The organism is Marinobacter daqiaonensis (assembly GCF_900115285.1).
Classification (GTDB): Bacteria; Pseudomonadota; Gammaproteobacteria; order Pseudomonadales; family Oleiphilaceae; genus Marinobacter; species Marinobacter daqiaonensis.
Genome location: NZ_FOYW01000002.1, coordinates 537,126 through 547,758, shown reverse-complemented (window position 1 = coordinate 547,758; position 10,633 = coordinate 537,126). Strand labels below are relative to the sequence as shown.

Below are 10,633 nucleotides of genomic sequence, written 5' to 3'. Positions count from 1 at the left end.
CAAGACAAAAACTCATTCTCGACGAGTCGCTTGCCTCGATTATCTGTCGCCAGATAGTCTCGGCCAGCGCCCACACGAATTACTTGGTCAACTTGTTAAAGAGCGTTTGAGCAGAAGCTCAATCAAGGCCGCGTATTCTACATCAGATCGCCACCTTGTCAACGGTTATTTTTGACTTTTTCTTTCCGCTTCTCCCGAAGCTCAAACCCGAAAAACTCAATAATCACAACCGCTTACCCCGACTTCCGTTCCCGCCGTCACCGGCGTTCCCTGTCGAAGTGGGGCGCATTCTACAGCGTTCCGGGTTCCTGTCAACGACCTCGCCTCACTTTTTTTCGGGTATTTCGGTTTGCGGCTACAGGACTGATCATTATTTGCCCTTTAGGATCAACTTTCAACCACCTTTGGGCGCTTTGGGCTAAAAAGTGACCTTTACCAGTCCTGCCGATTTCCGTGCGGACGCTCGGGCGGACTCAACGTCTTCTCCCCTGGCTACCGCGACGCCCATTCGGCGGCGTCCTTTCAGTTCCGGCTTGCCAAACAACCGCAACTGAACATCGGGCGCTGAAAGCGCCTGCTCAAGGTTTCCGAAAGCAGGCTGTTCGGATTCGCCTTCCGGCAGAATGACAGCGGAAGCGGATGGTCCCAGCTGACGTATTGCCGGTACCGGAAGACCCATAATTGCCCGTGCATGAAGCGCGAACTCAGAAAGGTCCTGGGAGACCAGGGTCACGAGACCGGTATCATGCGGCCGGGGAGAGACTTCGGAAAACCATACCTGATCTCCCTTAACAAAAAGCTCAACACCAAAGACACCGTATCCACCAAGATTATCGGTAACTCTGGCAGCGATATCCTGGCTCCGCTCAAGCGCCGTCGGCGTCATCGGCTGCGGCTGCCATGACTCCCGGTAGTCACCGTCTTCCTGTCGATGACCAATCGGGTCGCAGAAAGATACGCCGCCGCGATGCCGGACTGTAAGCAATGTTATTTCGTAATCGAAATCGACAAAGCCCTCAACGATAACCCGCCCTTTGCCGGCCCGACCGCCGGTCTGGGCGTACTCCCAGGCATCCGTTATCCCGGCTTCATCGCGAACCAGGCTCTGCCCCTTGCCGGAGGAACTCATCACAGGTTTCACGACACAGGGAAAGCCGATCTCGCGAACGGCCTGGTCGAAACTTTCCCGGGTTTCCGCAAAACGATAAGGGGACACGGGCAGGTTCAGCTCCTCCGCTACCAGCCGGCGTATGCCCTCCCGGTTCATGGTAAGGTCTACGGCCCGGGCAGTGGGGATCACCTTATGGCCCTCAGCTTCCAGTCGGACAAGTTCACCGGTGGCAATGGCCTCAATCTCGGGAACAATAAGGTTTGGCCGTTCAAGCTCAATCACCCGCCGGAGGCTGGACGGATCGAGCATATCAATGACGTGACTTCGATGGGCGACCTGCATGGCGGGAGCATCCCCGTAGCGATCGCAGGCTATCACTTCAACGCCGAGGCGCTGGAGCTCAATGACAACTTCCTTGCCCAGCTCCCCGGCCCCGCAAAAAAGGACACGGAAGGCGTTGGACTTAAGAGGGGTACCGATGGTGACTGTCATGGGCTAATCCGTTCCGTGTGCAATGGTCAGATAATGCTCCGCTGTTCCCGTTCACTGACTTTCCTGAGAACGTCACGCCTCTGATCATCGTCCAAGCGCGTCCAGTGAAGGATTTCATCACCGGTCCTATGACAGCCGATGCAGACGTCGTTTTCGTCGAGGGCGCAGACAGAGACGCACGGTGAGGCAACCCGCTTACTGCGGCCACTCATCACTCTTCGACCTGGGTTGGAGTGTGTGGCTTGAGTTCGGTGCGGTATCGAGCCGCATTCTCAACGTAATGGGCAGCACTGAGCTCAAGCATTTTTTTCTGCTCATCACCCAGTTCGCGCTTGATCCGACCCGGCGCGCCGACTACCAGTGAGCCATCGGGCACTTCCATTCCCTCGGGAATAAGGGTGTTGGCCCCAATCAGACAGTGCTTGCCGATTCGCGCCCCGTTGAGAACCACTGCATTAATACCAATGAGGGTGTAATCACCCACCTCGCATCCGTGCAACATGGCCTTGTGCCCGACTGTGACGCCACGCCCAAGCGTAAGCGGAATGCCCGAGTCGGTATGAAGTACGGAGCCATCCTGGACGTTGGTCTCCGGGCCGATGGTAATGAGATCATTGTCTCCACGAATCACCACATTGAACCAGACGCTGCTCTTGTCGTGGAGAGCAACACTGCCGATGACCGTGGCATTGTCGGCAACGAATTGCCCTTCCCCGATCAGTACGGGCTTGAGATCCCTTAGTTCATATAACATCTCTGTCTCTCCTTCTATGGCCTGCGGGAACCGGAATTGAAAGGCTTGAGTAAATCGATGCGAGCATCGTACACGGCATTCAGAAACTCGACCAGAACCACGGCGGAGAGGCCCCAGATCTCATAACGCTCCCATCGATAACACGGCACATGATAAGTGCTGCCCAGGAAGGGCAGTGCATCCGTCCGCTCTCTCCGGTCTTCCAGGAAAAACTCTATGGGAACCCTGAACACACTCTCGATTTCATCCGGATTGGGTTGAAGCGGGTGGTCGGCCGGCACAACGCCAACGTAAGGAGTTACCAGGATACCGTAACGGGAGATCACCTGGCTCAGGGGAGCGATAAGCTGGACTTGGTCTGGCGGCAGCCCGATCTCCTCGTGGGTCTCCCTCAGCGCGGTATGGGCCAGACTGGGATCTGTGGCATCGCGCTTGCCACCGGGGAACGCCACCTGACCACGATGGGATGAAAGATTGGCGGAACGCAATGTGAACAGAATTTCCGGTGCGCCAATATTGTCGGTGACCGGCACAAGCACACTGGCTTCCGGATGGTCCAGCGCCAGCTGAGTGGGCGCATATCGGGCTAGCCTTTCGGTCAGTAAATCACGCAAAATCGGTCTCCGGCTCATCGGTCGGTGGGACAAGGCACCCAGCGAAGGATACACTGGAACAAAACTCGCATCATTATACGGGGTCATTCATGAAATTCTGCAGTTCCTGCGGCCATCCCGTGGAAAGTCGCATTCCCGCCGGTGACAACCGGCCACGCTATGTGTGTACGCACTGTGAAACCATTCACTACCAGAACCCGCGGATCGTCGCCGGCACCGTACCCGTGTGGGAGCGAAAGGTCCTGCTATGCCGCCGGGCGATAGAGCCACGCTACGGTTACTGGACCCTGCCCGCCGGTTTTATGGAAAACGCCGAAACAACGGAAGAAGCGGCCGCCAGGGAAACCCTCGAGGAGGCCATGGCCGAAGTGAGCCTGGTGGGGCTGTATACGATGATTCATGTGCCCCACATTGACCAGGTGCACATGTTCTACCTGGCCCACATGACAAGCCCCCGCTTCGGTGCCGGCGAAGAATCCCTTGAAGCCGAGCTTTTCGAGCTCGATCGTATTCCCTGGGATGACATCTCCTTCCCCACCGTTCGCCGTACGCTGGAACACTTTGTGGAGGATATGCAAAGGGATGAGTTCCCGCTGCGCGTCAGCGATATCCGCCATCGTATGAAACAGCGCAGCTCATAGGTCTTCCAGCCGGTAAACCTCATAGGCAGGCTCTTCATACGGATGAGCCTGCTTCATGGCCGCCACCGCCTCCCGAATGAGATGATCCTCACACACCATCTCGACCCTGTATTCCTCGACCCTTTCCACCTCTCCCTCACTGCCGAGAAAGGGATCGCTGCCCTTGAGCGGACGGAATTGGCCCTGGCCCTGCGTCTGCCAGGCGCAGCTGTCATAATCGCCTATGCGTCCGCCGCCGGCGGAGAAAACGGCCGCCTTGGTCTGCTCAACGTGACTGGCGGGCACAAAATAGCAAAACTTGTACATGACTCTTCCTCCTCTCTCAGCCGGATTTTCCGGCCTTAAAACACTTGACATAGGCGCTATGTAGCAGCCCTGAACGGACCTCGGGGTTACCCACAAAATCTGTGGATAACTCTGGGGATAGTTTTTGGGCAGACCTCTGCAGCCCCCATGGTTACGGAGCTTCCGTTAAATTGGCGACAAATCCACCTAACTCAATAAATTCTTTATTTTCATATAGTTATTAATTCTGGACAAATTCCGTACCAGTTGTAGGCATTTTGCACAGGCCAGCGCCTTGGTAGCAACCCGCGTGTGCATAAAGCAGTTTAGTCAAGGGTTATTTATGCCGACACTGGCTTTAAATTGCTTGATTTTTCCAGCTATTGCGAGGCTTTCTGCAGAATGTCCCGACGGTACAAAAGCGACATAAAAAAACCGGTGATCCCGGGGTTCCCTGAGGAATCCGGAAATCACCGGTTCTTGACCGGATGGTCAGCGCTCAACCGCGCCTGATTATCCGAGCCATTTGCGGGCGTTCCTGAACATTCTCAGCCAGGGACCGTCCTCGCCCCACTGCTCCGGATGCCATGAATACTGGGCGGTCCGGAACACCCGCTCGGGGTGGGGCATCATGATGGTTACGCGACCGTCCTTGCTGGACACGCCGGTGATTCCCCCATCCGATCCGTTGGGATTGTAGGGGTATCGCTCGGTGACCTCGCCCCGGTTATCCACATAGCGCAAGGCGATCTGGCCTGAATCATTGAGGCTGGCCAGGCGGTCTGCACTGGCAAATTCCGTACGCCCTTCGCCGTGAGCAACCGCAATGGGCATCCTTGCGCCGGCCATGCCGTCGAAGAATACCGACGGTGACTCCTGCACTTCCACCATTACCAGGCGCGCCTCAAACTGCTCGGACTGGTTGCGAACAAATCGCGGCCATCCTTCCGTACCCGGAATCAGTTCATGGAGGTTGGACAGCATCTGACAGCCGTTGCAGACACCCAGAGCAAGTGTATCCCTGCGCTCGAAGAAAGCGGCGAACTGCTCGCGAACCCGGGTATTGAAAAGGATGGACTTGGCCCAGCCCTCTCCGGCCCCCAGAACGTCGCCGTAAGAGAAACCACCGCAGGCCACGAGCGAACGGAAGCCCTCCAGAGTGACGCGACCGGACAGAAGGTCACTCATGTGCACATCCACCGCCTCGAAGCCACCCCGATCGAAGGCTGCCGCCATTTCCACCTGTCCGTTCACGCCCTGCTCCCGCAGCACAGCGACCTTCGGCCGGACACCCGTATTGATATAAGGTGCGGCGACGTCCTCCTGGGGATCAAAGGTCAGTTCGGCATGGAGGCCCGGATTCCCGACATCCAGAAAATTCTCGAACTCCTGCCGAGCACATTCGGCATTGTCACGGAGTCCCTGAATCCGGTAGCTGGTTTCCGACCACAAGCGCTGAAGCTCTGCGCGGGGCTCATCGATCAGCGATCGCCCTTCAAAGCCGAAGCGGATACGATCCTCATCGTTCAGCGTCCCCACGACTGAAGTATGTTCCCCCAGTCCGGCTCCAGAAAACTGCTGAAGCACGAAGGGCGTATCCTCGCGGCGAACCTGAATAACCGCACCCAGCTCTTCATTGAACAGCTCACGGGCAAACTGGTCCGCTCCTTCCGCCAGGCCATCGAGCCGGACATCAATGCCGGCACGGCCGGCAAACGCCATCTCCGCGAGGGTAACGAACATCCCGCCATCAGAGCGATCGTGATAGGCCAGCACTTTGCCGTCGCTATTGAGACCCTGGATCACGGCGAAGAAAGCCTTGATGTCTTCCGGATCATCAAGGTCCGGCGCCACGGCACCCATCTGGCTGTATACCTGGGCAAGAGCCGAACCACCCAGGCGATTCTGCCCGGCTGCGAGATCCACCAGAATAAGGTCGGTATCGCCCACATCCGTTCGCAGTTGGGGTGTCAGCGTACGGCTGACATCTGTCACCGGAGCAAAGCCACTGATGACCAGAGACAGCGGCGCAGTGACACTCTTCTGGTCGTCGCCCTCTTCCCAGACGGTCTTCATGGACATCGAATCCTTGCCCACGGGGATGGCGATTCCCAGTGCGGGGCACAACTCCATACCCACGGCCCGGACCGTCTCATACAGATTTTCGTCTTCTCCGGGGTGGCCGGCCGCAGCCATCCAGTTGGCGGAGAGCCGGATATCGGACAGCCGGGCAATCGGCGCCGCCGCCAGGTTTGTGATGGCTTCACCCACGGCCATCCGGCCGGAAGCCGGGGCGTCGATGGCTGCCACGGGGGTGCGCTCGCCCATGGCCATGGCTTCGCCGGTGAGGACGTCAAAGCTGGTTGCCGTCACCGCCACATCGCTGACGGGAACCTGCCATGGACCAACCATCTGGTCGCGGGCCACAAGGCCGGTAATGGTCCGGTCACCGATGGTGATCAGGAAACTCTTGCTGCCAACACTGGGTAGTCTCAGAACCCGACGGACGGCCTCGTTCACATCAATCTGTGTGGAGTCGAAAATCGGCTTGGTGAAGCAGGTGCGTTCGATACTACGGTGCATCCGCGGCGGTTTGCCGAAGAGTACATCCATGGGCAGATCCACCGGAGCATCGTCGAAGTAGGCATCGGTCAGTGCCAGGTGGTGGGACTCGGTGGCCTCACCAATGACTGCATAGGGGCATCGTTCCCGGCGGCAGATGGCATCGAACTGCTCGATGTTCTCAGGGGCCACCGCCATGACGTAACGTTCCTGGGACTCGTTACACCAGATTTCCAGAGGGGACATGCCCGGCTCGTCACTCGGGATCTCCCGCAGCTCGAACTTTCCGCCCCGGCCCCCATCCTTCACCAGTTCCGGCATGGCGTTCGAAAGTCCGCCCGCGCCCACATCGTGGATGAAGGCAATGGGATTGCGGTCGCCCAGTTGCCAGCAACGGTCTATTACTTCCTGGCACCGACGCTCCATTTCCGGGTTGCCTCGCTGGACAGAGGCAAAATCCAGGTTCTCGTTGCTGCTGCCGGAGTCCATCGAGGAGGCCGCACCACCACCAAGCCCGATCAGCATGGACGGCCCGCCCAGAACGATCAGCCTGGCGCCGACCGGGATTTCGCCTTTTTCCACGTGTTCCTCGCGGATGTTGCCAAGGCCACCGGCGATCATGATGGGCTTGTGATAGCCCCGGACCTCCTTACCACCGGGACCGGCCACCTCTTGCTCGAAGGTCCGGAAATAGCCTGCCAGGTTGGGACGCCCGAATTCATTATTGAAGGAGGCGCCACCCACAGGCGCATCGATCATGATATCCAGGGCGGAGGCAATACGCTCCGGCTTGCCGTAACCGGTCTCCCATGGCTGGAGATCGCCCGGGAGCTCAAGATTCGAGACAGTAAAGCCGGTGAGCCCGGCCTTGGGCTTGGAGCCTCTTCCAGTGGCGCCCTCGTCGCGGATTTCGCCGCCTGCCCCGGTGGCGGAGCCGGAAAACGGAGAGATCGCCGTGGGGTGATTATGGGTTTCCACCTTCATCAGGATGTGGACAGGCTCTTCCACATAGCGGTAGCACGCTGTATCGGGGTCGGGGAAAAACCGACCGCCCACGGAGCCCCGAATAACCGACGCATTGTCCCGATAGGCGGAAAGCACCCCCTCGCCGCTCTTTTCATGGGTGTTGCGGATCATGGCAAACAGGGATTTCTGCTGGCCTTCGCCATCGATATCCCAGGACGCGTTGAAAATCTTGTGGCGGCAATGCTCAGAGTTCGCCTGGGCGAACATCATCAGCTCAACGTCGGTGGGGTCGCGATCAAGGTCGCTGAATGAGGTTACCAGGTAATCGATTTCGTCTTCCGCGAGCGCCAGGCCCAGGCGCTGATTGGCCTCCACCAGCGCGGGACGGCCACCCGAAAGCACCGGTACCCGCTCAAGTGTTCTCGGTTCCTCCCGATGAAACAACAGCTCTGCGCCGCCCATCTCATGGAAAACCGTCTCTGTCATGCGATCGTGGAGCAGGGCGGCAATCGTCTGACGCTCCTCGCGATTGAGCTTGCCGTCAGCCACAATATAGTAAGCGACGCCTCGCTCAATCCGGCGGATCTGGCGCAACCCGCAATTACGGGCAATGTCCGTGGCCTTGCTGGACCAGGGCGACAACGTGCCCGGGCGCGGCACCACCAGAAACAGAACGCCGTCCGGCTGCTGCCGCCTGGCGGTCGGACCATAGGTCAGCAGGCGATCCAGGACTTTCTGCTCACCCTCACTGAGCCCGGATTCAGCGTCGACAAAATGCATGAATTCAGCATAGACAGCCTTTACACCAGGTACGGCAGCGGTCAGTTGACCAGACAGTTTTTCAGAGCGAAAGGGGGAAAGAGCGGGGGCGCCGCGAAGTTCCAGCATGGATAATAACCTGTATCGCGCGAACTTGGGGGAATCCGGAACTGCCCGGCAACGGTCACCGGAGGGTGACAGCACAAGGTTGTCAGGCAACACCGCAGAATAATCGGGCGCATAATACTGGAAACTTTGGCCGGGATACAGCAGCGATCAATATATACACAATTTAACGGCACTATAAGCTGTATCGATTGACCTGTTTTGTGGCGCTGAGCGATGATTGAAGTCCATTTTACGGAGGTGACGCGTTTGGGCCCAACCCATGCATACGGATATCAATGGCCACCTGCCGGTACTCTGGCCCGGACACTGCTCGCACTGATCGTGGTGCTGGCAGCCGGTTGCTCGCGACCTGACACGCTTACCACAGTCAAGGCGGAGGGTGTGCTCCACGTGATCACCCGCAATGCCCCCTCAATCTATTACCAAGACCGTGAGGGTCCTACCGGCTACGACTACGAACTGGTGCAACGATTTGCCGACCACCTGGGGGTCGAGCTCCGGGTCAGGCTGGCGGACGGCAACACGGACATTCTCTCTGTTCTGGACCAGGGCTATGCCCATATCGGCTTCACCGGCCTGTCGGTGGGAAATGACTGGGGCGAACGATTCCGTTCTCTGGCCAATGGCCTGAAATCCCGATCCATAGTGATCTATCATCGGGGCGGCGACTACCCCGGGACAGCCGAAGACCTGGCGGCAGACGGTGTAGTGGTCCACGTGGCGGGTGAAAGCAATCACCTGCGTCATCTCGAAGGCCTCAAACAGCAGCTACCCGCCTTTCGGTACCAGATTCATCCCGGCCTGGACGCCGCAGGGATACTGCAGCGGGTCGAGACGGGGGAGTTTTCCGCGGCTGTGGTCGACGCCAACGAACTGGCCCTTAATCAGGTCTTCTATCCGGACGTGAAACGTGGATTCAGTATCGGCGATCAGGAATCCATCGCCTGGCTGTTTCCCGCCAGTCACGACGACAGTCTTTACCGGGAAGCAGAAACCTTTCTCGAAGCCATCAGCGAGGACGGTACCCTCGCGCACCTGAGAGAGCGCTTCTATGGGCATCTCGATCAGCTGGGTTACGTGGGCTCACTGACCTTTGAAAAACATCTCCGGGAGCGCCTGCCCGAGTACCTCGACCTGTTCCGCAGGCACGGTGAGGAGACGGGTATCGACTGGCGCCTTCTCGCCGCTATCGGCTACCAGGAGTCCAACTGGCGTCGTAACGCCGTCTCGAAAACGGGTGTGCGGGGGCTGATGATGCTGACCCGCAACACCGCCAATCATATCGGAATAGATAATCGCCTGAACCCGGAACAGAGCATCGAGGGGGGAGCAAGGTACTTTCGCCAGGTGCACCGCATGATTCCCAACGATGTCCCCGAACCTGACCGCACCTGGTTTGCCCTGGCTTCCTACAATGTGGGATTCGGCCACCTTGAGGACGCCCGCCGCCTGGCGGAATCCGCCGGACGTAACCCTCACCGCTGGCTCGATGTAAAGGAATTCCTGCCTCTGCTGGCCCAGAAGGAATGGTACTCAAAGACCCGCCACGGCTACGCGAGAGGCCATGAGCCGGTGATCTATGTGCAGAATATACGCCGTTATTACGACGTCCTGAGCCATCGCTTCGAGCCACAACGGGAGCGGACCCTGACCGCGGGGACTTCCACCGGCGAGCTGGTCATTCCATCTGCCAGCAACGATTACCAGAATGAAACGGGACCCCGGGAGCAGACCACCACCCTCGTCCTGCCAAGGGAGATGGGGATAACGCCACCAACTCTTTAGAATCGCTCTTGCCGGGGACTCAGCCTTAATCCCCAGATGCGGAGATCGCCTCCAGCGCTGCCTCAACCTGCTCGGTACTGAAGCCCCGTCGGGCAAGGAAGCCTCCCTGACGCTGTCGCTCGGGCCAGTCCTCCAGGACATTGCCAAGACCGAAGCGCCGGTCACGCAAGCGGACGGCGGACGCTATCCAGTCGTCATCCGGGATCTCCGAGAGCGCCGGCGGCCGGCCGGGGATACCCCGCTGCTGAAGGTCTGCCAGGATCTTCAGGGGGCCATAGCCCGCTTCCATGCGCTGACGGACGAAGACTTCGGCAAAGCGCTCGTCGCTCAACCAGCCCCGGTCCTCGAACTCATCCAGCACCCGCTCAATGACCTCGTGCCCGACCCTGCGCTGGCGCAGCTTAAGGGCCAGCTCCAGGCGGCTGTGTTCGCGCCGCGCCAGCAACCTGAGGGCCATCTCCGGCGCCTGCTCATTGGGATCCCTATTTTTGCTCAACTTTGCCATGAAGGCACTTTCCGCCATGCGTTTCTAGAG

General features: G+C 58.8%; 9 protein-coding genes. 2 read left to right on the top strand and 7 right to left on the bottom strand.

Translation table 11 applies throughout. The features are described 5' to 3' along the window. Nucleotides 1-418 precede the first annotated feature (418 nt). From purT to BM346_RS15170, 4 genes are read right to left on the bottom strand one after another with little or no spacing between them, the layout of a single operon-like run. On the bottom strand, nt 419-1,603 hold the full coding sequence (gene purT / locus BM346_RS15185; RefSeq protein WP_092014970.1) for a formate-dependent phosphoribosylglycinamide formyltransferase: 1,185 nt from the start codon (nt 1,601-1,603) through the stop codon (nt 419-421). Nucleotides 1,604-1,629: 26 nt separating this feature from the next. After that, a complete protein-coding gene (locus BM346_RS15180; RefSeq protein ID WP_092014967.1) occupies nt 1,630-1,815 on the bottom strand; it encodes a DUF1289 domain-containing protein in 186 nt (61 codons plus the stop codon). After that, on the bottom strand, nt 1,815-2,357 hold the full coding sequence (locus BM346_RS15175; RefSeq protein ID WP_092014964.1) for a gamma carbonic anhydrase family protein: 543 nt from the start codon (nt 2,355-2,357) through the stop codon (nt 1,815-1,817). The genes BM346_RS15180 and BM346_RS15175 overlap by 1 nt, the downstream gene beginning before the upstream one ends. A 14-nt stretch (nt 2,358-2,371) precedes the next feature. Next, entirely contained in the window at nt 2,372-2,971 is a 600-nt protein-coding gene (locus BM346_RS15170) for an NUDIX hydrolase (protein ID WP_092014961.1), read from the bottom strand. A gap of 89 nt (nt 2,972-3,060) precedes the next feature. Between BM346_RS15170 and BM346_RS15165 the strand changes: the two genes are divergently transcribed. Then, nucleotides 3,061-3,612: an NUDIX hydrolase gene (locus tag BM346_RS15165; protein ID WP_092014957.1), complete on the top strand. Its 552-nt coding sequence runs from the start codon at nt 3,061-3,063 to the stop codon at nt 3,610-3,612. On the opposite strand, the gene BM346_RS15160 is transcribed toward BM346_RS15165, so the two are convergent. Next, nucleotides 3,607-3,918 (bottom strand): YqfO family protein, encoded by a 312-nt coding sequence (locus BM346_RS15160; RefSeq protein ID WP_092014953.1) that lies wholly within the window; start codon nt 3,916-3,918, stop codon nt 3,607-3,609. The two genes, BM346_RS15165 and BM346_RS15160, sit on opposite strands and share 6 nt — an antisense overlap. A gap of 492 nt (nt 3,919-4,410) precedes the next feature. Then, nucleotides 4,411-8,313 (bottom strand): phosphoribosylformylglycinamidine synthase, encoded by a 3,903-nt coding sequence (gene purL / locus BM346_RS15155; protein ID WP_092014950.1) that lies wholly within the window; start codon nt 8,311-8,313, stop codon nt 4,411-4,413. Between the two features lie 246 nt (nt 8,314-8,559). Between purL and mltF the strand changes: the two genes are divergently transcribed. Next, nucleotides 8,560-10,098, top strand: a complete 1,539-nt coding sequence (gene mltF / locus BM346_RS15150; RefSeq protein WP_227662987.1) for a membrane-bound lytic murein transglycosylase MltF — start codon at nt 8,560-8,562, stop codon at nt 10,096-10,098. A 25-nt stretch (nt 10,099-10,123) separates the two neighbouring features. Here the strand turns inward: mltF and BM346_RS15145 are convergent, their stop codons facing one another. Beyond that, nucleotides 10,124-10,603, bottom strand: coding sequence for a regulatory protein RecX (locus BM346_RS15145; protein ID WP_092015095.1), 480 nt, complete (start codon nt 10,601-10,603; stop codon nt 10,124-10,126). Nucleotides 10,604-10,633: the final 30 nt, after the last annotated feature.